Below are 19,458 nucleotides of genomic sequence, written 5' to 3'. Positions count from 1 at the left end.
AATTTATGATGTTGCTTGTTTGATAATAACGGGTATGCCCGATACCATCAATACTACGTTGTTGGCTATACGGGCGATGTACTGATTTATCCAGCCCTGCAGATCTGTAAACTTACGTCCTGCCGCTGTTTCAGCATGCACGCCCATCCCTATTTCATTGGTAACAATGATAAAAGTGCCTGGCTGCCGATGCAGATGATCTATTTCTGCCTGTATGGCCTGTAATGTATGGTCGGTATCGTACTCTGTTTGTACAAAAAAATTAGTAAGCCATAAGGTGATGCAATCTATCACTACGGTATGGCCTTGCAGCGGGAGTTTACTGATATACAGCTCTTCCTCGTAATTGATCCAGGCTGCACCCCGTTCTGCCCGATGACGCTGTATACGCTGGGCAAAGTCATCGTCCCATACTTTGGCTGTAGCCACATATACAGGCTGTGAGCTTTGCGATAGCGCCAATTCCTGCGCGTACCTGCTCTTGCCGGATCTGGCCCCACCTGTAATTAGATAGATCATGGTGTTGTATTAAACAAAGCTCCCGGTATTTTCGGTACCGGGAGCTACATACTTAGTTAAATACAGGAATAGCCGGGAAGAAATAGCCGGTGTAAGACACCGTTTTCTTTAAAGCGCCGGTGCCCGCATCGTAGATATACAAAGCGTTATTGGCGTAGTTCTGACCATAGCCGGATTTAACATCGGTCACTACCACGGTGTTATTACCTGGATTATATCTTACTGCGGCGCCATACAGTTCGCGGCCGGCAGGGATAGTAATAAATGGTGCCTGCAGCGAGTTAGGATTGCCCGTTGCATATTTGTAGATTTCTCTGCCACCAGCGCCCCACATGTTGGTTTTGCCGATAAACAGGGCATTTTCTGTGGTGGAAGCACTCAGCATACCTGCATTCCAGGCGCCCCACGCGCCATATACGTCAAATGGAACGCTAACCGTATCCACTGCCAGGGTTTGCGGGTTAATACCAAAGAGCGATTTGCCTTTAGCCGCCCAGATCCTGCCATCAGGGGTTTGTGCAAAGCCCACATCTGCTGGTCCCAGGTTCTTCGCTACACTGAAATCACTGTTGTTTAAAACCACGATACCATCGGTTTGCGACATTACCAGCACATAAGCGCCGGATTTGATGATACCGCCTATCTGCCCGGTTACGCTGCTTAACTTGCTGCCCAACGCGAGTGACTGGAGGTTAATGGGATAAACACCGTTAATGGTACCAACCAGTCCCTGGCCAGGCGTAATGCCACAGAAAGAGTTCCCAGTGGCCGGTAACTGATCTATACGGCCCGTTTCTTTCATAGTAGACGCATCTGCTACTACAAAAGCGCCTGATTTGGAAACCAGGTACAGCCTGTTATTGAACATGGCGCCAAATTCGGTGGTAGTACCCAGGGTTTTGCCGGGGTTGTTGCGCTGAAATACATATTGGTAAACAGAATCTTCCCCGTTACGGTAAAAGTTGACATCACCGGGTTCATGTCCAAACCAGCCTTCATTTACCAGGAAAAAACCATTATCGAATTTACCCATTACCTTAATCTGGTAGTAATAGGAAGAGATAGCATTACCAGAAATAATTTTATAGGAGATCGTATAATCACCTCTTTCAGTGGGCTTAAATGTATACAAGGAATCTGAACTCACCTGTACGCCGTTTACCAGCCATTGGAAAGTGGGATTTTTTACATCTGCCAATTGGGGACTTAATAACCGGGTGTCGCCCACATAAATGGTGTCTTTACCGTTTTTTAAACCGGGACTCACAATCTGTGGTACCACTACATCGGCATCATTGGTTTTGCTACAGGATGCCAGACCTGCTATGGCGAATGCTGCTACAGTAAGAGAAAGTTGAAATTTGCGTGTAATGCTGCGCATGTTAAGTATTTATTTACGTCTTGTTTTCGTACTAATGTTACCGTGAATAGTGCCGGAGCAGAATGCTGATGCAGGAGAGGTGCCCCCTATAATAATTTAGAGATTTAGAGCCCGGCAAATGTACGCATTTGCCGGATCTCTAAATCTCTAAAAACAAATGTATCATGATTACTGGGCGAAACGCATGCGACGTTTTACCAGTTCAAAGCTGCCAAAGAAGATAGTGCAATAGATAAGGTTACCTACCAGTGCATATTTCATGTAAGGAATAGCCTGGATATAGCAACTGCTGATACCTGCCAGGTCTTTGGTGTAAGGCTGTCCGGTCAGCAAATTGGTAGAACCGCTGATCCATACGCCGAAATTAGACACCAGGAAGTGAATAAAAGCAGCGCCTACAGCACTGATTAATATATTACCTACACTCGCTTTTTTAATGACCAGCTGACCCAATAATACGATCAGTATAAAACTGGCATAATTCCACATCCAGCCCTTATAGAGCAGGCCTTCTGCGTATTGTCTGTGAAAGAATTGCATCAGTACAATATCACTGATAAATAAGGCTAATAAAGGAAATGCATAAGATTTCCACTTTTGCGAAAATGAAGCACCGCCAAATAAGGCCATTGCGCCAACAGGAGAAAACATGGCTATTGGTGACATGGCGGTATCAGCTCCCAACACGATGCGAAGGATACCTGCTGCAAGTATGAAGAGCAGCAAAACACTAAATCGCGGATTAAGATTCTTTAATGACATTATGCTGGTTTTAATGTTTACAAATTAAAGGAAATACCGGTATTAAAGTTAAACCGGCGTGAATTATAACCGGAAATATCAAAATATTTATAATCTGTAATATTCCTAAACCCGGCGAAAATCTTAAGCAAGTTACCAAATTTATATTCACCATATAAATCCAGGGTATAATAATCCCCTAAAGGCTTGGTTTGCTCAAAGCGCTGGCCTGCATATTTACCTGTTACCGATACAAACAGGGCATTGTTAACCTGGTAGCCTAAGCTGGCATTAACGAGGTGTTTGGGCACCCGGTACAGGTTATAGTAGGAGGTATCTTTGTTATTTTGCTGCAAGGTAACCTTGCCGTCTACATAGGTATAGTTGGCGGTAAGTACCAGTCCTTTTGTGATGGTCCAGTTGCCCTCAAATTCCACTCCATAGGCCTTTTGCTTGTTGGCATTCCGGTATTGGCTGAAATAGGTAACAGGGTCAAAGTAGAATATAACCAGGTCGCGGGTATCCCGTCTGAAGCCAGTGGCCCGGAAGCCTACCCGGCTATGTGCCAGGTCGGCCTGGTAACCGGCTTCATAACTGGTTGTATTTTCCGGTTTCAGTGATTTGTTACCATAACCAGCCGCATATAGCTGGTACAAGGTGGGAACATTGTACGCAGACGATATATTAACAAATACTTTATGATGTTGCCCGATCAGGTAAGACGGGTTAAAGGTAAAAGTACCGTTATTGCCATAAAGACTGTGGTGGTTAAGGCGTCCGCCCAATTCCAGGTTAAAGCCGCTCAGGTTATGGAACAGGAGTGCTGCGTATACACTGGTTTGATTGGTACGGGAGCTATCGGGCGACAGCTCGGTATCCTGGAACACAGGGCTGTAAGTACTCAACAGGTGGTCGAACTGGCGGGTATTTGAAAAGGTAAATGCGGCGCCGCCCACCAGTTTGATCTGACGGGTAAGGTCCCAGTTTACATAGGATTCTACCTGGGCTGTTTTGGCTACAAATATGGAGCTGTCAAATTTTGCATAGGCAGCTGGGGATACGGAATTGGAATCATTCAGGATATCGCGCCTGGTATGCTGATAGCTGGCGAGTACATGCCAGGATCCATTTTTAAACTTATACTCGCTGCTGATGCCCTGCAGCAGGTATTTGGAAGTACCGGTATAATCTTTATCATCAACAAAGCCGCCTTCATCCAGGTCGTGCCGGTTGTTGGTCCAGTTAGTGATATACTGAAACTGCCAGCGCTTTCCGGCAGTCATGCCCAGCTTGGCAAACAGGGTATTTTGCCGGAAGCCATCATTATCAAACCCTGCGTGGTGGGTAGAATCGTAGGCATCTGAAAAGCCTCTGGCTTTTTCATGTTTATAACTTACCAGGTAAGAGAAGCGTTCGATATTGCCATGCACATTTACACTCCCCTGGAAGTCGCGGTAGCTGCCATAGCTAACATTAGCGCCTACCCCCAGCTTTTTATCGCCGGTTTTGCGGGTAATAATATTGATAACACCGGCCACGGCATTGGAGCCATAGAGGGTGGACTGGCTACCACGGAGTATTTCAATTCTTTCTACCTGGTCGGGTGTAATGAAATTAAGATCGAAGGTATTGTTGATCTGGGAGGCGTCGTTTACCGGTAACCCGTCTACCAGGATCAGCGTATTGCCATTGGAAGCTCCCCGCATATATACGTTGGGAGTAGTGCCCCGGTTATTTTCTGCACCATTGATAACCAGTCCGGGTTGTTGATTGAGGATGCTGGCAATGGTTTTACCACTGTTTTGCTCCAGGTATTCATGGGAAAGGATAGTGACCACCTTACCGGTTTCCCCGGCTTTTTGCGGCCCTTTGGACGCGGTGACGGTAACTTCATTAAGTTGGCTGGTGCGACTGCTGTCTTGTGCCGTAGCTGCCGTGTAACCTAATGTTAAAAGAATAAAAGGGTAGCATTTTAATTGCATCTCGAACTAGATTTTTGGTTAGTTATTAGCTATTTTCTTTATTGGAAGGCGTGAAACGATTGAAGCGGAGAGCAAGCGAATTTCTAACGTTCGCTTTTCTTCTCCGCTTCAATACATGTAGGTTGCTGCCTGTAGGCTGTCAACTCACCCGGGCATCCGGGAAATATATTTGTCCATTTCTTTAATCTGGTTCACGATCTGCGCTGTAGTAGGCTTCTGAGCTTTGGCTCTGCGGAAATATTCCTTGGCAGATTTAAAGTCCCGGCGGGTCATGGCAATAGATGCCAATGTTAAGAGGGCCGCAGCAGTGTTTTCTTTATCAGGGAGCCCTTTACGCATAGCGATTTTCAGGTTCTGATCGGCTGTTTTCAAATCATTCTTCTGGTAAGCAATGGTACCCAGCTGAAAATACTGCATACCTTCATACTCCTTCATGGGACTTCCGGAATTGATACTCTGACGGATAGTAGATTCAGCCTTATCAAGATCATTGGAATACATCGCCATATTACTTTGCATAAAATAATATACGGAGCGGATGGGTTTGTATAGCAGTTTTGGGAACTTTACCTGGTTCATCAGGGCGGTAGCCCTTTCGATATCTCCTGCTTCAACAGCTTCCTGTACTAATCTCATGGGACCGAACATCACATGTGTCACCAGGCATACCAGTGCCAGCACCAGCACGACGGTGGCTTCCCACCAGCCTATAGTCAACCCCAGGGCAATACCGCCGGCTAATAATACGATTCCGATCGGAAGGCGATATAGAATAAAAAAATTAAATGCTTTCATGAAAAAACAGTTCGTAAATCACTATTGAGGGTGCAAAGATAAATAAAAAAAACACCTCATGGGTTTTCATTTCCGGCGTTTCAAATTTGCCATCACAATAGCGCTTAATATGATCACTACGCCCAGTATTTGCAGCCCCGACACCGATTCATGCAGGAAGATGGTGGCAGCCAGCATTGCCACCGGCAATTCGGCCGCACTGAGAATAGCCCCCAGCGATACCCCTGTCTGGGGCATGCCTTTGGAAAACAGGAAGGGCGGCAGCACCGTACCAAAAGCAGCCAGGGGAATACCCCATACCCATAAGCCCGAACCTAGGAAGCGCCCATTGACCAGGTAAACAGGCGGGAATAACAAGGTAATAATAACAAACGCGCCTGTAACAATCCAGGCACTCTTCAACACCGGACCCAGTGAAGCGGCTACTCTTCCGCTTACCACAATAAACACGGTATAACAGAGCGCGGCCAGCATGCCAAAGCCAATACCTTTCCAGTTGAGCGGCGTTTCGTTATTGTTGAAAATACCGCCAGCCAATAAAGTGCCTCCCAGGATACAAGCTACCGCCAGCCACTGCACTGCCGTTGGCCGCTTTTTATAAATAAGCCACTCCGCCAGCATGCTCATCCAGGTAAACTGCATCAAAAGTATAATAGCTACACTGGCAGGAATATATTGTACGCTCTGGTAATAAGTAACGCTTACTAGACCGGTAGAACTACCCAGTATAAAGCAGTTGCGGGCGTCCTTGTTGGAAAGGCCATAGGTAGCACGACCGGAAAATAAATGGATAATCCATAAAGCTATCATTCCAAAACCTGCCTGTACGCTGCACAACTCACCCAACGTATATCCCTGGTGGTAGCCCGATTTTACAATTGTTGATAATATTCCAAAACTACAGGCGCCCAACAGCACCAGCAGAATGCCTTTCCACATAACAACTTTTTTAGCGTGCGAATGTAGGGGAATTTGTTTTACCCGGTTTTACACCGGGTAAAACAAACAGTTACTTCTTTTTCTCGAGGTTAGGTAATAACCCGGTAAGGAGTCCTATTAACGGAAGGTAAGCACATACCTGGTAAACATAGGCGATACTGGTGGCATCGGCAAGGTGGCCCAGCAGCGCAGATCCCACGCCGGCCATGCCAAAGGCAAGACCGAAAAACAATCCTGCAATCATGCCCACCTTGCCAGGCACTAGCTCCTGGGCATACACCAGGATAGCAGAAAAGGCGGAGGAGAGAATAACGCCAATGAATACACTGAGTACGGCGGTCCACATCAGGGAGGCATGCGGTAATAACAGCGAAAACGGCGCCACACCCAGGATGGAGATCCAGATCACATATTTACGGCCAATACGATCACCTACCGGTCCCCCAATGAAAGTACCGGCAGCCACGGCAAACAGGAAGATAAACAGGTATACCTGCGCACTCTGTACAGAGATATGGAAACGATCTATCAGGTAAAAAGTATAGTAACTGGTCATACTGGCCATGTAGAAATATTTTGAAAAGATCAATACCAGCAGGATACCCAGCGAGAAGATGACCCGTGTATTGGACAGGCGGGACTGATCCAGTTGCAGGGCCGCTTTTTTAGGTTTAATACGATGGGTATTACCCAGGTACCACTTACTGATGTTGAGCATTACTACAATGGCCAGCAGGGCGGCCAGCGAAAACCAGATAACATGAAACTGTCCGAAGGGAACAATGATCATAGCGGCCAGCAATGGTCCCATTGAACTGCCGGCGTTGCCGCCTACCTGGAACAACGATTGCGCCATACCATGCTTGCCGCCAGACGCCATATGCGCCAGCCTGGATGCTTCCGGGTGAAATACTGCGGAGCCAACACCCACCAGGCCCACGGATACCAATACCATCGGGAAGTTATGGGCCAGGGACAAACTGATAAGTCCTATCAGGGTAAAACCCATCCCAATGGCCAGTGAATAGGGCTGCGGCTTTTTATCGGTGTACAGGCCTACCAGTGGTTGCAGCAACGAGGCCGACATCTGGAAGGTAAGGGTAATGAGCCCCACCTGTGTAAAGTTTAATTTGAGGGAATCCTTGAGTACCGGGTATATCGCAGGAATGAGCGACTGCATGGTGTCGTTCAGAAAATGGGTAAAGCTCAGGGCCAATAGGATAGAAAATACAGTTTGCTGCGCTACCTGCTGGGCGGCTTTCGACTGTTCTTGTAACGTTGTTTCCATTTTTCTTCTTTTAAGATCAGATCATCTGATGTTTATGGGTAAAAAAATTACTTGGGCTGGTCACTTATTTTTGTCGCCCAAACCAGCGCCTTCTTGGGATCCTTGTCCACAATACTTTGCAGCAAAGCGTCATGATAATGCTGCGTATTGATAAAGCTATCGGTATTCTGATAGCGCAACAGGAAAGATTTCTTCAGATGTTCCGCCACTATTTTATAGAGGTCACGCATAATTTCATTTTTGCCTGCTTCCGCAATGGCCATATGAAAATTAATATCCGCCTGTATACAAGGTTCCAGCTGATTAGTCGACGCATATTCAAAACGCCTCTTCAAAAAGCTTTTCATCTTTTCCACATCCTTGTTATTCCGGTGCATGGCCGCTTTCTCCGCAATTTTTACCTCCAGTAAAAAACGTACTTCCACCAGGTCATTAAAATCAGCCCGCTGCAACCGCTGTGATAGCGGCTCCCCCGTACCTGATAACGATAACACAAAGGTGCCCAGGCCCTGCTGTACCCGCACCAATCCCCTGTGAGACAGAATCTTCACCGCTTCCCGGATGCTGGAACGCCCTACGGAAAACTGTGTCATCAACTCCGGTTCCGTAGGTAGTTGTTGCCCTACCTGGTACTTGCCCGAAGCAATCAATTCCTGCAGCCTGTCTGCCACCTCCTCAGCTAAGCTGAGTCGTTTTAAGGGAGAAGTATGTATATTCGTCATATCATCTGATGACTGTAAAGGTAATATCCTTTTCTAATATTTTTTTGATTTCAATATTTTTTTCTGAAGATTGTTGACCGAATGATGGACTTATTTCTTCAAAATATACAATCCTGGCCTCTTTGGGTGCTGTGCATTTTTTTCCTGGTGGAAAATGCTGCCATTATGCTGGGGGTATTGGCGCTGGGAAACCGTCTGCAACGCAAGCCGGCAGCGTTGATGTTTTCCTATAGTCCTCATCAATGGCGCATGGCCTGGATTACCACGTTGTTGAATACGCTGGTTACCTATATGGGCTATTGGTTATGGACAAAGCGGTATATCAGTCTCTCTGCAGATCTTTCTGTACAGGTGTTAATAGACGCGCTGTTTCTTTTCCTGGCAATGGATTTCCTCATGTATGTGTTCCATTACGGGATCCACAAAACATGGCTGTATAAAGCACTTCATCGTTTACATCATGAAGCCGCCGATCCCGAACCGATAGACCTTTTTGTACTTCATCCGCTCGAAACGCTGAGCTTTGGCGCGCTATGGCTGTTTTTATTATTACTGTTTGATGTGAATATTTATGGCGTGATCATCTACCTGGTTATCAATGTTATATTTGGTATGGTCGGACACCTGGGTATGGAGCCGGTGCCTGAAAATATACGTCAGTGGCGGATATTGAAGTACCTGGGGACTTCTACTTTTCATCATACTCATCACCGGGATGAGCAGTGCAACTTCGGTTTTTACACCAGTATCTGGGATCGCCTCTTTCATACATTCCGCGAAAACCATTGATAACACTCATCAATTCTATTTTGTGCTATCTCTCATAAAGTTTATTTTGCCAGATTGCGAACTAATATCACTGCTTTATGAGAAAATTAATTTTATCATTATCCTTATTCATCACCTTTCGTGCCTATGCCCAGGATGCACTGAAGTACCAAACTCCTCCTGCGGGTATCATGGAATTGGCCATGGCAGCGCCTTCGCCATTAACAGATTTTAATAGTAAAGGAGAGATCATGCTGGTAATGGACCGCACCAGCTACCCAACCATCGAAGAATTGTCACAACCGGAATACCGCCTGGCAGGGATGCGTATCAACCCGGCTAATTTTGGCCCCAGCCGCGCCAGTTATGTAACAGGCATCCGTATCAAATCTATCCGCGACAAGCGGGAATACTCAATGACAGGGCTTCCTGCCAATGCGCGCATAAGTCACATCACCTGGTCACCCTCGCAGAAAAGCATTGCTTTTACCGTCACCGATAATCGCCAGATTACGTTGTGGAAGGCAGACATTGCCTCCGGAGCGGCTACCCGGCTCAGTGCCCGGGCACTCAATGATATTGCGGGTCCTGTATTTACCTGGATAGATGATAACCGTATACTCGCATTGGCGGTACCTGCGGCCATCGGCCATGCACCGGTAAAACCAGCAGCACCGGAAGGTCCCACCGTACAGCAAACCAGTGGGAAAGCCGCACCTGCAGCCACTTACCAGGATATGCTGAAAAATCCATACGATGAACAACTATTCGATTATTATTTTCAGTCCGAACCACTCATCATCAGCAGTACAGGCGAACAGACGATCGGCAAACCTGCTATCTATGTGAACGCGGCACCGTCGCCGGATAACCAGTACCTGCTGATGGAAACCCTGCATCGTCCTTATTCCTACCTGGTAGGCGCTTCCCGTTTTCCGACAGAAGTGACCATCTGGAAATTAAATGGAGAAGAAGTAAAAAAGCTGGCCAGCAACCCGCTGGATGAAGTAAGACCCAAAGGATTTGATGCTACCAGTAGCTATCCCCGTCAGTTCTCCTGGCGCAACGATGCACCAGCTACCATTACCTGGGTACAGGCACTGGATGGTGGCGATCCTAAAAAAGAAGTACCCTTCCGCGATGTGGTAAATATGCTGGCAGCGCCTTTCACTGCTGCGCCAACGGAACTGGTGAAAACCGTGAATCGCTTTGCCGGTATCAGCTGGGCAGATAACCAGCTGGCACTCATAACAGATGCCAACAGCACCCAGCAGCGTACCCGCGTAAGCCGCATTGATCCTTCTCATCCTGAAAAAATACCAGTGGCTATCATCGATCGCTCTGAAAACGACCGTTATAACGATCCCGGTGATGCAGTGATGGTAAAGAACCAGTTCAATAAATCTGTGCTGTATGTATCACCTTCCCATGAATTGCTGATGACCGCCCCCGGCGCCTCTCCCGAAGGAGATCGTCCGTTCCTGGCCATCTTCAATCTGGATAACAGCAAACAACGTATCCTCTGGCGTTCTGCCGCACCTTATTATGAGCAGGTAGCAAAAGTAATAGACCCGGCTAAGCTCGTAGTAGTAACCGCCCGTGAGTCAGTTACTTCTCCCGTAAACTACTACCTGCAGGACCTGAAAAAGAAAACAGCCGTGGCATTAACAGACTTTCCTCATCCGCAGCCACAGCTGAAAGGTGTACAAAAACAGCTGCTGAAATACAAGCGCAAAGACGGGGTAGACCTCACCGCCATGCTGTACCTGCCGGAAGGCTACGATTCTGTAAAAGACGGCCGTTTACCGGTATTCATGTGGGCTTATCCACGGGAGTACAAATCGGCCAGCGATGCTGCACAGGTGCGTGGCTCTGCGTACCGGTTTACCCGTGTTACCTCCGGTTCCGCTATCTTCTGGGTTACCCGCGGCTTTGCCGTAATGGATGCTACGGAAATGCCGATTGTGGGCGAAGGCGATAAGGAACCCAACGACACCTTTATAGAACAACTGGTGATGAATGCAGAAGCGGCCGTAAATAAAATTACCGAAATGGGCATAGGCGATAAAAACCGCATCGCCGTGGGCGGGCACTCTTATGGCGCTTTTATGACGTCTAACCTGCTGGCACATACGAATTTGTTTAAAGCCGGTATTGCCCGCAGCGGCGCCTATAACCGTACGCTTACGCCTTTCGGTTTCCAGAATGAACAACGTACTTACTGGCAGGCGCCGGACGTATACTATAAAATGTCGCCGTTTTCTTATGCCGACAAGATTAAAACACCGCTCCTGATGATTCATGGAGAGGCCGATAATAATTCCGGTACTTTCCCGATCCAGAGTGAAAGATTGTATAACGCCATAAAAGGTAATGGCGGCACCGCCCGCCTGGTGTTCCTGCCCCAGGAAAGCCACGGCTATGCTGCCCAGGAAAGTGTGTTGCACATGTTGTGGGAAATGGACGAATGGTTGATGAAATATGTAAAATAATAACTATGAGACAGGGTTTGCGGAAATGATGCTCCGCAAACCCTTTTTTACCCCAAAAAATGCAATAAGTAAAAAGTACCATTAAAGCCCCTAATACCACAACCTGCTTTCTCTGTTCCTTAGTACCTTTGTGACATGATGTCAAAGGCGCACATTCCCACATACGATATTTGTTCTCTGTCAATGGGAGTGCAAGTCACCGAAGACTTACTAGTTGCCCGTTTCCCGGATTACCTGGAGGCACATCAACACATTCATTTCCCACACCGGCACTCTTTTTACCATCTGGCACTTTTTACTGCTGGTGAAGGAACACATACCATTGACTTTGAAACATTTCCTGTTAAGCCAGGACAGTTTTACTTCATGGTGCCCGGCCAGGTACATAGCTGGTTTTTTTCCGGGAAGATAGATGGCTACGTCATGAACGTATCTGCCGGTTTCTTTAATGCTTTTTTGCAAGACCCGGCATACGTGGAACGGTTCCCGTTTTTCAGCGGGGTAAGCGCTGAAGGAGTCGTACAATTACCACAGGCTGCTATTCCGGTAGCCATCCGACTCCTGGAAGCAATGCTGCAGGAAATGAAGCACCCACAGGGATACAGCCAGGACATGCTCCGCCTGCTGGTACTGGAGCTATTTATCCAGGTAACGCGTAATACCGGGCAGGCGCCGTCCGGGCAGGAACCGCCGCACAATTACGTATTGTTGCGCAATTTCCGCAAACTGGTAGATCAGCATTACATGCAGTTACGGCTGCCGAAAGACTATGCCGCCCTGCTTTATGTAACACCGAATTACCTGAATGCCTTTTGCCGGCATATGCTGGGGAAATCGGCCGGGGAAATTATCCGCGACCGGGTATTGCTGGAAGCAAAAAGATTACTGATCAATGCAGATATGAGCATTGCCACCATTGCCTGGCAGCTCAACTTTGCCGATAACTCTTACTTCACCAAATTTTTTAAAAAATATGCAGGGGTAACACCGGAAGAATTCCGAAAGAACATCTCCTGATAAAATCTTCAAAATATGTGTGCAGATAAAAACCATGAAAAACCCAACCTGCTGAAAAGCCTGTTGGGGAACAAGTGTGCCCGTTGCAGACGCGGATCTATTTATACTACCAAAAATCCCTACGATCTGAAAAACTGCATGAAGATGCCGGATAAATGTCCTGTATGCGGTCAGCAAGTAGAAGTAGAAGTGGGCTTTTACTACGGTACCGGCTATGTGAGTTACGCCCTGTCTATCGCCGTATGCGTAGCCAGCCTCATTGCGTGGTGGTTGTTTATCGGCTTTTCCATCTATGATAACCGCATTTTCTGGTGGCTGGGTGTAAACGCCGTACTGTTACTGATCCTGCAGCCGATGCTTATGCGCTGGTCCCGCACCATATGGATGGCTTTCTTTGTGTATTACGATAACGACTGGCATAAGGGTCCACCGGAGGGTACTGGCCGTGCCAATGCCACCTTTAAAGGAGCGATATAATTTTTTTGGGGAATATTGATAACAAAATGCGGATTCAGGGGTTATTACTTCTGGGTCCGTATTTTTTTTATCAATATTGTTATGCATGAGTAAACAATTGGTTATTGTTTTACGTTGCCTGGTAGCCCTTCTCTTCCTGCCGTTCTTGCTAAAGGCGCAGGACACCACCACAGTAGGGTTGCCTGCCCAGTGGACCCTGCAGCAATGCTTCGACTACGCCATGAAGAACAACATCCAGTTAAACAGCTTGCGTCTTAGCCGTTTAAGTGCAGAACAGGATTTGCTTTTATCGCGGGCAGCCAAACTGCCTAACCTCAACGGAACGGCTACGCAAAATATCAATGGCGGAAAATCTGTCGGCGGTACAGGCAGTTATGAAATTACTCCATCCGGCGCCTATGGCGTTAGTTCCAACGTAATCCTTTACCAGGGAGGGTACCTCAACTACGATATCAGGCAAAAATCACTGCAAACACAGGTAGCAGGTCTGAATGTGGCTACCCAAATGAATGACATCACCGTGCTGATTACCCAGGCTTATCTTAATATCCTGCTGGCCGGGGAAAATATCGTTTACGTAAAAGATGTGGTGGCTACCTCTGAAGCCCAGGTAAAACAAGGGCAACAACAATACGATGTAGGCACTATTGCCTTGATAGGACTGGTACAACTACAGGCCCAATTATCCAACGACCGCTACCTGCTCACTACTGCACAAAACCAGTATAGGCAAAATAAACTGGTGCTCAAGCAATTATTGCAATTACCCAGTAGTTACAATTTTGAAATAGTCAGTCCCGATACCCTCATCAGCAGCACCCACCTATACGCTTTGCAGGAAGTACAGGACTCAGCATTGGCTAACAGGCCAGAAGTGAGGAGCAGTGAATTAGGGGTAGAGGTATCTTCATTTAACCTGGCTAAAGCTAAAACAGGCTACCTGCCTACGCTTACAGCGGGTGGTGGCCTGGGTTCTTCCTACAACGGCGGATCGGGCAGCTCCAGCTATTTTAAACAGCTGGACAATAATTTTTACCAGCAGATAGGGCTCACATTGTCCGTGCCTATCTTCACCCGTCGCGTGGTGAAAACCAACGTAGAAAAAGCAAAGATAGAAGTGGATCAATCGAATCTAACGTTAAATGATACACGAATAAATCTCTCCCAAACAATAGAACAGGCGTATATCAACGTGTTGAATGCGCAAGCGCAGTATGATGCCGCGGTGGAGCAGCTTAAATACTCACAGGAAGGATACCGTATCGCTACAGAACAGTTGAAAGTAGGGGCCGCCAATATCGTTGTGTTCCTGCAACAAAAAAATTTATACATACAGGCATTGCAGTCGTATATACAGGCTAAATATAATGCTGCATTGAATATCAGGATATATGATTTTTACAGGGGTACACCGGTAAAACTATAAACGCAATTGAGGTATGGGAAAATACAAAAGAATCATCATCACCCTAGTGATTATACTATTGTTAGTAGCTATCTGGTATTTCTTTATCAGGAAAAAACCAGTGCCCATATCCTTTGAGACCACTCATCCAGCCTATGGACATATTGCTACCAGCGTTACCGCTACAGGCAGGATACAGCCGGTAGATACCGTGGCCGTAGGTACACAGGTGTCCGGTACACTCAAATACCTGTATGTTGACTTCAACAGCCAGGTAAAGAAGGGCCAGCTACTGGGTGAACTGGATAAAGACTTATTCCAGGCGCAGGTAGATCAGTTGAAAGCGAACCTGCAGGTATCCCAGGCAAATTATAATTATCAGCAGAATAATTTCCAGCGCCAGGAGCTGTTGTATAAAACCGGTGCTATCAGTAAAGCAGATTACGATGTAGCCAGGAATACCCTGGAGCAGGGGAAGGCCAATGTGGCCAGTGTAACGGCACAATTGCAGTCGGCTTTAAAAAACTTCTCCTTTACAGAAATTCATTCCCCGATAAATGGGGTGATATTAAACAGGAATGTAAGTGTAGGACAAACCGTAGCGGCGAGTTTTAATACGCCTACTTTATTTGTAATTGCAAAGGATATTACCAAAATGCAGGTAGAAGCCAGTGTAGACGAGGCTGATATTGGCAATGTGGCAGATTCACAACGGGTAAGCTTTACAGTAGATGCTTACCTGGAAGATGTGTTTGCCGGGCAGGTGCAGGAAATCAGGCTGCAACCTTCCGTATCTTCCAATGTGGTGACTTATAATACGATCATCAATGCGCCCAACGATAATATGAAGCTGAAGCCCGGTATGACTGCCAATGTGACGATTTATACCGCAGAAAAAGATTCCGCGTTGTTGTTACCGGTAAAGGCGTTGAAATTCAAACCAGACAGTGTGCAATTAAAGGACTACATCATTCAAAGCGCGGTATATAAGAGCCCTGCCCAGCGAAAAGACACTACTGGCAGAACCTTCAAAAGTACTGCCCGTATCGGGTCTTCCAACTACGTATGGTTACTGCGTGGTGATACACTGGTGCAAAAGCATATCAGAACAGGACTGAATGATAATACACACATTGAAGTATTGTCAGGATTAAAGGAAAGCGATATCGTTGTTCTAGGTGTTAATGCCGGCGGTGTAGTAGCAGCGAAAGGGGGGACTGGCAGTCCGTTTTTACCAAAAATGGGAGGAGGGCGTAGACGATGAGCGGCAGCAAGATATTGGAATTACAGCAGATCAGGCGTGAGTTTGTGATGGGTACGGAGATAGTCCGTGCTTTAAAGAGCGTGTCTTTTGATGTGTTTTCCGGGGAGTTTATAACGATTATGGGGAGCAGTGGTTCGGGAAAAACCACCCTGTTGAATATCCTGGGCTGCCTGGATAAGCCCACCGGCGGCGATTACCTGCTGGATGGGGTTAATGTAAGCCGGTTATCGCGCAATGAACTGGCACGGTTACGCAATCATAAAATAGGTTTTGTATTCCAGGCCTATAACCTGTTGCCCCGTACATCGGCCCTGGAAAATGTGGAACTACCCTTGTTCTATAACCCGGAGCTTACCACCCGGGAGCGCCGGGAGCGCGCCATGGGGGCGCTTGCATCGGTGAAGCTGGCAGACCGGGAGGATCATACCCCCAGCCAGCTTTCGGGCGGCCAGCAACAAAGGGTGGCTATTGCCAGAGCCCTGGTGAATCAGCCGGTAATGATATTGGCCGATGAAGCCACTGGTAACCTGGATACCCGTACTTCCTACGAAATCATGGCATTAATGCAGGAATTAAATCAACAGGAAGGGAAAACGATCGTGTTTGTGACGCATGAGCCGGATATTGCCGCATTTAGCAGCAGAACGGTAATGCTGAGGGACGGTAAGGTGGTAAAAGATAGTAAAAACGAAAATGTGCGGTCGGCCAAAGAAGCGCTGGCAGCATTGCCTCCGGCGGAGGATTATTAATTAACCGGTAAGTATGAGTGCATTCAATCTCATCCTGATAGCATTAAGGGCCTTGCAGCGAAACAAGCTTCGCGCATTCCTGACCATGCTGGGCATCATTATAGGGGTGGCCGCGGTAATTGCCATGGTGGCCATAGGAGAAGGGTCTAAAGAAAGCATACAATCACAGCTTAGCAGCATGGGCTCCAATATGATTACTGTTTTACCGGCCAGCAATGTGGCTGGTGGCGTAAGGATAGGAGGATCCAGTTATCAGTCGTTAACACTGCCAGATGTGCTGGCCATACAGCGGGGAGCTGAGCATGTAAGCGCGGTATCGCCGGTATCGTCTACCAAAGGGCAGGCGATCTTTGGCGCCTTGAACTGGCCTACTACGCTGCAAGGTGTGGCGCCCTCTTATTTTGATATCCGTAAGTTAACGATCAACGATGGCATCGCCTTTTCTGATGCCGATGTGGCTACGGCGGCCAAGGTGTGTGTGCTGGGGCAAACGGTGATCTCTAACCTGTTTCCCAGCGGGGAAAGTCCCGTGGGGAAGGTAATACGCCTGAATTCCATTCCACTGCAGGTAATTGGTACCCTGGCGCCCAAAGGGCAAAGTTCTTTCGGGCAAGACCAGGACGATATTATACTTACTCCCTATACTACCGTGCAAAAACGCATCCTGGCGACTATTTATTTCCAGAGTATTTATGCCTCGGCAGTGAGTGAAACAACATCAGCCCTGGCCACCGATGAAATAATAGATATCCTGCGGGGGACGCACCGCTTGCGGCCAGCCGATGAAAATGATTTCCAGGTAAGAACGATGGAAGAACTGATCAAAACATTGAGTTCTACGAGTAGCCTGCTGACCATCCTCCTCACCGCTATTGCCGGCATATCGCTGGTAATAGGCGGTATCGGCATCATGAACATTATGTATGTATCAGTAACAGAGCGTACCCGGGAAATAGGACTGCGCATGTCGATAGGCGCCCGGGAGCTCGACATCCTGCTGCAGTTCCTGGTGGAAGCCATTATCATCAGCGTTACCGGTGGATTGATAGGTGTGGTACTGGGGATTACTTCCGCCAAAGTAATTACTCTCACGCTGGGATGGCCTACGGTGGTGTCGCAGTCTTCTATCGTATTGTCGTTTGTTGTATGCGCCTTTACGGGGGTATTCTTCGGGTATTACCCGGCGCAGGCGGCGTCGCGGTTAGATCCTATTGAAGCGTTGCGGTATGAATAACCACATCAGGCATTGCAGTCGCACAGCGTAGCAATTCCGGTGGCTATCCATTGTTGAAAAGCACTTTCCTTTTCAAACGGTTCCAGGTTAAGGGGCGCGCCGGTAATATCTTCCAGCGGGGCGCCATCGGCATGCATTTCCACTATTTGCCGGGTAGCAATTTCCTGCAGGCGGGTAGCCTTACCGATAATCTTCCGGAACTCAAATACCACGCTATCAGACGTATCATTGGCATGGATCACTGTTACGATAAATTCATAGTTGCCAAATGATTGCAGCCGGGCAATGGCGTGTGCATTGATCCTGTAACAGCTGCCTGGTTTTAATTGCATAAAAGGGGATTTACGGCACTATGAATTTACGCAACAATTGGCAGCCGGAGAATTTAAAATTGTCACCTGTTAATTCTTTTTTCGCTTGTAACGGTTATGAGTAAACGCAATGCAGGAACTCCCGCTGGGTATATATTGGGGAGATAAAAAAAGCCAGAAGGTTTCCCTGTCCGGCTCAAGTTATAGGTTGAGTAATTAGTCTTTTTTCTTGTTATGTATCTGCGATTTTTTCAGGTATACCTTTTTCCCCTTGTCGTCTACGATGAATTTTCTGTCTTTTTTATCGATGTATACCGTTTCACCATTGGGTCCTTCCTTGCCTTTATAAATTTTGTCTGTAACTGCTGAGGTCCCTTTTACAGCGATGGAAGCGGTTTTGTTCCCCACTTTCTCTGCCGTTTTTTTGATGCCCTGGGCCTCAGCAGGATGACTGGTAAAGGAAAGAGCGGCGGCTGTAATGACTGCAAACAGATAGGCGGCGATATGTTTTGGAGCTTTCATGTTATGAGTACTATTAATGTTAAAAAAATGTGTTTCCTCAATAGGCGTATTTTCAACAATAATGCCATATTGTTTGTTCATTGAAATACATCCTTTTATGGATAAGTAGTTGATTTGTTGAGATAGTATACTGGGGATTTTCCCCGTATCTGGTCGCTTTATTCTTCGTATATTCATCTGCGATATTGCTATGCCTGTGAAATCATCGAAAAAAGGTCTGTATCTATCTGTTCCTACACCTTGCGAGGAGAACTGGAATGACATGCCCCTGTCGGCAGAAGGACGTTGCTGTGGCAGCTGTCAGAAAACGGTAGTCGATTTCTCCTTATTATCAGATGCTGAAATTTTTGCTGTTATTACTAACAGTAAAGGAACTGTTTGTGGCCATTTTGAACCGTCTCAGCTGGAAAGAGCGATAATGCCGGGCGTACCTGCCCGTCATTATTTCGTGCCCGCCGTACTCCTGAGCGCCGGGCTAACCCTCGGTATTGCTACCGCGGGGCATGCCGAATCGAGGGACCTGGAAAGGGTAGAAGTGGGGATTGTGCCCGCCGGCAGGGATACCATTGCCTAACGCGGAAATACAGCAGTTGCCAGAGATCGTTGTGACTTCCTATGCTGTAAAGAAACGTACTGGCATAACGGGTGCCGTTTGCGTACATACAACCGATATAGCGCGGCCTGAGCCAGCTAATGAGCCCATGTATTATTCTGGCCGAAATATCCGTTTGCGTAAAAACGATCAACAAACGCCCACCGAAAGGGTGAAAAGAAAAAAACGTTTTCTGTTTTTCAAATAAAAGCACCTCCCAGGCTGCCCGAAGCCCGGAAGGCGTTACCCATGCTGTTTTC

General features: G+C 47.2%; 19 protein-coding genes. 9 read left to right on the top strand and 10 right to left on the bottom strand.

The genetic code is table 11. The features are described 5' to 3' along the window. Positions 1–3: 3 nt before the first annotated feature. The 8 genes from cobU to HGH91_RS08060 all read right to left on the bottom strand — a co-directional run bounded on the left by cobU (position 4) and on the right by HGH91_RS08060 (position 8,367). Positions 4–519 (bottom strand): bifunctional adenosylcobinamide kinase/adenosylcobinamide-phosphate guanylyltransferase, encoded by a 516-nt coding sequence (gene cobU / locus HGH91_RS08095; protein ID WP_168737977.1) that lies wholly within the window; start codon positions 517–519, stop codon positions 4–6. Positions 520–571: 52 nt separating this feature from the next. Beyond that, positions 572–1,900 (bottom strand): DUF5074 domain-containing protein, encoded by a 1,329-nt coding sequence (locus HGH91_RS08090; RefSeq protein WP_168737976.1) that lies wholly within the window; start codon positions 1,898–1,900, stop codon positions 572–574. 168 nt (positions 1,901–2,068) lie between these two features. Continuing rightward, positions 2,069–2,662 carry a DUF6580 family putative transport protein gene (locus tag HGH91_RS08085; RefSeq protein ID WP_168737975.1) on the bottom strand — a complete coding sequence of 198 codons (594 nt, stop codon included), beginning with the start codon at positions 2,660–2,662 and terminating at the stop codon, positions 2,069–2,071. Positions 2,663–2,679: 17 nt separating this feature from the next. Next, positions 2,680–4,623 carry a TonB-dependent receptor plug domain-containing protein gene (locus tag HGH91_RS08080; protein WP_168737974.1) on the bottom strand — a complete coding sequence of 648 codons (1,944 nt, stop codon included), beginning with the start codon at positions 4,621–4,623 and terminating at the stop codon, positions 2,680–2,682. Positions 4,624–4,767: 144 nt separating this feature from the next. Next, the gene (locus tag HGH91_RS08075; protein ID WP_168737973.1) at positions 4,768–5,418 is read right to left on the bottom strand and encodes a tetratricopeptide repeat protein; all 651 of its coding nucleotides are present in this window, start codon (positions 5,416–5,418) and stop codon (positions 4,768–4,770) included. A gap of 66 nt (positions 5,419–5,484) precedes the next feature. Next, positions 5,485–6,357, bottom strand: a complete 873-nt coding sequence (locus tag HGH91_RS08070; RefSeq protein ID WP_168737972.1) for an EamA family transporter — start codon at positions 6,355–6,357, stop codon at positions 5,485–5,487. 70 nt (positions 6,358–6,427) lie between these two features. After that, a complete protein-coding gene (locus tag HGH91_RS08065; RefSeq protein ID WP_168737971.1) occupies positions 6,428–7,645 on the bottom strand; it encodes an MFS transporter in 1,218 nt (405 codons plus the stop codon). Positions 7,646–7,692: 47 nt separating this feature from the next. Beyond that, positions 7,693–8,367: a FadR/GntR family transcriptional regulator gene (locus tag HGH91_RS08060; RefSeq protein ID WP_168737970.1), complete on the bottom strand. Its 675-nt coding sequence runs from the start codon at positions 8,365–8,367 to the stop codon at positions 7,693–7,695. A gap of 81 nt (positions 8,368–8,448) precedes the next feature. On the opposite strand from HGH91_RS08060, the gene HGH91_RS08055 reads away from it, so the two are divergent. From HGH91_RS08055 to HGH91_RS08020, 8 genes are all read left to right on the top strand, one after another. Continuing rightward, positions 8,449–9,156 carry a sterol desaturase family protein gene (locus tag HGH91_RS08055; RefSeq protein WP_168737969.1) on the top strand — a complete coding sequence of 236 codons (708 nt, stop codon included), beginning with the start codon at positions 8,449–8,451 and terminating at the stop codon, positions 9,154–9,156. Positions 9,157–9,233: 77 nt separating this feature from the next. Then, positions 9,234–11,627 carry a prolyl oligopeptidase family serine peptidase gene (locus tag HGH91_RS08050; protein ID WP_168737968.1) on the top strand — a complete coding sequence of 798 codons (2,394 nt, stop codon included), beginning with the start codon at positions 9,234–9,236 and terminating at the stop codon, positions 11,625–11,627. A gap of 183 nt (positions 11,628–11,810) precedes the next feature. After that, a complete protein-coding gene (locus HGH91_RS08045) occupies positions 11,811–12,644 on the top strand; it encodes a helix-turn-helix transcriptional regulator (protein ID WP_247651691.1) in 834 nt (277 codons plus the stop codon). 15 nt (positions 12,645–12,659) lie between these two features. Next, positions 12,660–13,121 (top strand): DUF983 domain-containing protein, encoded by a 462-nt coding sequence (locus tag HGH91_RS08040; protein WP_168737967.1) that lies wholly within the window; start codon positions 12,660–12,662, stop codon positions 13,119–13,121. A gap of 85 nt (positions 13,122–13,206) precedes the next feature. Next, positions 13,207–14,547 carry a TolC family protein gene (locus tag HGH91_RS08035; RefSeq protein WP_168737966.1) on the top strand — a complete coding sequence of 447 codons (1,341 nt, stop codon included), beginning with the start codon at positions 13,207–13,209 and terminating at the stop codon, positions 14,545–14,547. Between the two features lie 13 nt (positions 14,548–14,560). Then, positions 14,561–15,790 (top strand): efflux RND transporter periplasmic adaptor subunit, encoded by a 1,230-nt coding sequence (locus HGH91_RS08030; protein ID WP_168737965.1) that lies wholly within the window; start codon positions 14,561–14,563, stop codon positions 15,788–15,790. Further along, the gene (locus HGH91_RS08025; RefSeq protein ID WP_211092247.1) at positions 15,787–16,539 is read left to right on the top strand and encodes an ABC transporter ATP-binding protein; all 753 of its coding nucleotides are present in this window, start codon (positions 15,787–15,789) and stop codon (positions 16,537–16,539) included. Before HGH91_RS08030 ends, HGH91_RS08025 begins: the two co-directional genes overlap by 4 nt. A gap of 13 nt (positions 16,540–16,552) precedes the next feature. Then, a complete protein-coding gene (locus HGH91_RS08020) occupies positions 16,553–17,773 on the top strand; it encodes an ABC transporter permease (protein ID WP_168737964.1) in 1,221 nt (406 codons plus the stop codon). Positions 17,774–17,778: 5 nt separating this feature from the next. On the opposite strand, the gene HGH91_RS08015 is transcribed toward HGH91_RS08020, so the two are convergent. Continuing rightward, a complete protein-coding gene (locus tag HGH91_RS08015; protein ID WP_168737963.1) occupies positions 17,779–18,105 on the bottom strand; it encodes a hypothetical protein in 327 nt (108 codons plus the stop codon). A 195-nt stretch (positions 18,106–18,300) separates the two neighbouring features. Then, positions 18,301–18,606 carry a hypothetical protein gene (locus tag HGH91_RS08010; RefSeq protein WP_168737962.1) on the bottom strand — a complete coding sequence of 102 codons (306 nt, stop codon included), beginning with the start codon at positions 18,604–18,606 and terminating at the stop codon, positions 18,301–18,303. Positions 18,607–18,802: 196 nt separating this feature from the next. Between HGH91_RS08010 and HGH91_RS08005 the strand changes: the two genes are divergently transcribed. Continuing rightward, positions 18,803–19,180, top strand: coding sequence for a hypothetical protein (locus tag HGH91_RS08005; protein ID WP_168737961.1), 378 nt, complete (start codon positions 18,803–18,805; stop codon positions 19,178–19,180). Positions 19,181–19,458: the final 278 nt, after the last annotated feature.

Origin of the sequence: Chitinophaga eiseniae (genome assembly GCF_012641265.1) — a bacterium.
Classification (GTDB): Bacteria; Bacteroidota; Bacteroidia; order Chitinophagales; family Chitinophagaceae; genus Chitinophaga; species Chitinophaga eiseniae_A.
This window is presented reverse-complemented; position numbering and strand designations above follow the sequence as displayed.

Bases quoted from the DNA above. Each gene is read 5' to 3' on its own strand.
- cobU (WP_168737977.1), bottom strand. From the start codon at position 519: ATGATCTATCTAATTACAGGTGGGGCCAGATCCGGCAAGAGCAGGTAC.
- HGH91_RS08090 (WP_168737976.1), bottom strand. From the start codon at position 1,900: ATGCGCAGCATTACACGCAAATTTCAACTTTCTCTTACTGTAGCAGCA.
- HGH91_RS08085 (WP_168737975.1), bottom strand. From the start codon at position 2,662: ATGTCATTAAAGAATCTTAATCCGCGATTTAGTGTTTTGCTGCTCTTC.
- HGH91_RS08080 (WP_168737974.1), bottom strand. From the start codon at position 4,623: ATGCAATTAAAATGCTACCCTTTTATTCTTTTAACATTAGGTTACACG.
- HGH91_RS08075 (WP_168737973.1), bottom strand. From the start codon at position 5,418: ATGAAAGCATTTAATTTTTTTATTCTATATCGCCTTCCGATCGGAATC.
- HGH91_RS08070 (WP_168737972.1), bottom strand. From the start codon at position 6,357: ATGTGGAAAGGCATTCTGCTGGTGCTGTTGGGCGCCTGTAGTTTTGGA.
- HGH91_RS08065 (WP_168737971.1), bottom strand. From the start codon at position 7,645: ATGGAAACAACGTTACAAGAACAGTCGAAAGCCGCCCAGCAGGTAGCG.
- HGH91_RS08060 (WP_168737970.1), bottom strand. From the start codon at position 8,367: ATGACGAATATACATACTTCTCCCTTAAAACGACTCAGCTTAGCTGAG.
- HGH91_RS08055 (WP_168737969.1), top strand. From the start codon at position 8,449: ATGATGGACTTATTTCTTCAAAATATACAATCCTGGCCTCTTTGGGTG.
- HGH91_RS08050 (WP_168737968.1), top strand. From the start codon at position 9,234: ATGAGAAAATTAATTTTATCATTATCCTTATTCATCACCTTTCGTGCC.
- HGH91_RS08045 (WP_247651691.1), top strand. From the start codon at position 11,811: ATGGGAGTGCAAGTCACCGAAGACTTACTAGTTGCCCGTTTCCCGGAT.
- HGH91_RS08040 (WP_168737967.1), top strand. From the start codon at position 12,660: ATGTGTGCAGATAAAAACCATGAAAAACCCAACCTGCTGAAAAGCCTG.
- HGH91_RS08035 (WP_168737966.1), top strand. From the start codon at position 13,207: ATGAGTAAACAATTGGTTATTGTTTTACGTTGCCTGGTAGCCCTTCTC.
- HGH91_RS08030 (WP_168737965.1), top strand. From the start codon at position 14,561: ATGGGAAAATACAAAAGAATCATCATCACCCTAGTGATTATACTATTG.
- HGH91_RS08025 (WP_211092247.1), top strand. From the start codon at position 15,787: ATGAGCGGCAGCAAGATATTGGAATTACAGCAGATCAGGCGTGAGTTT.
- HGH91_RS08020 (WP_168737964.1), top strand. From the start codon at position 16,553: ATGAGTGCATTCAATCTCATCCTGATAGCATTAAGGGCCTTGCAGCGA.
- HGH91_RS08015 (WP_168737963.1), bottom strand. From the start codon at position 18,105: ATGCAATTAAAACCAGGCAGCTGTTACAGGATCAATGCACACGCCATT.
- HGH91_RS08010 (WP_168737962.1), bottom strand. From the start codon at position 18,606: ATGAAAGCTCCAAAACATATCGCCGCCTATCTGTTTGCAGTCATTACA.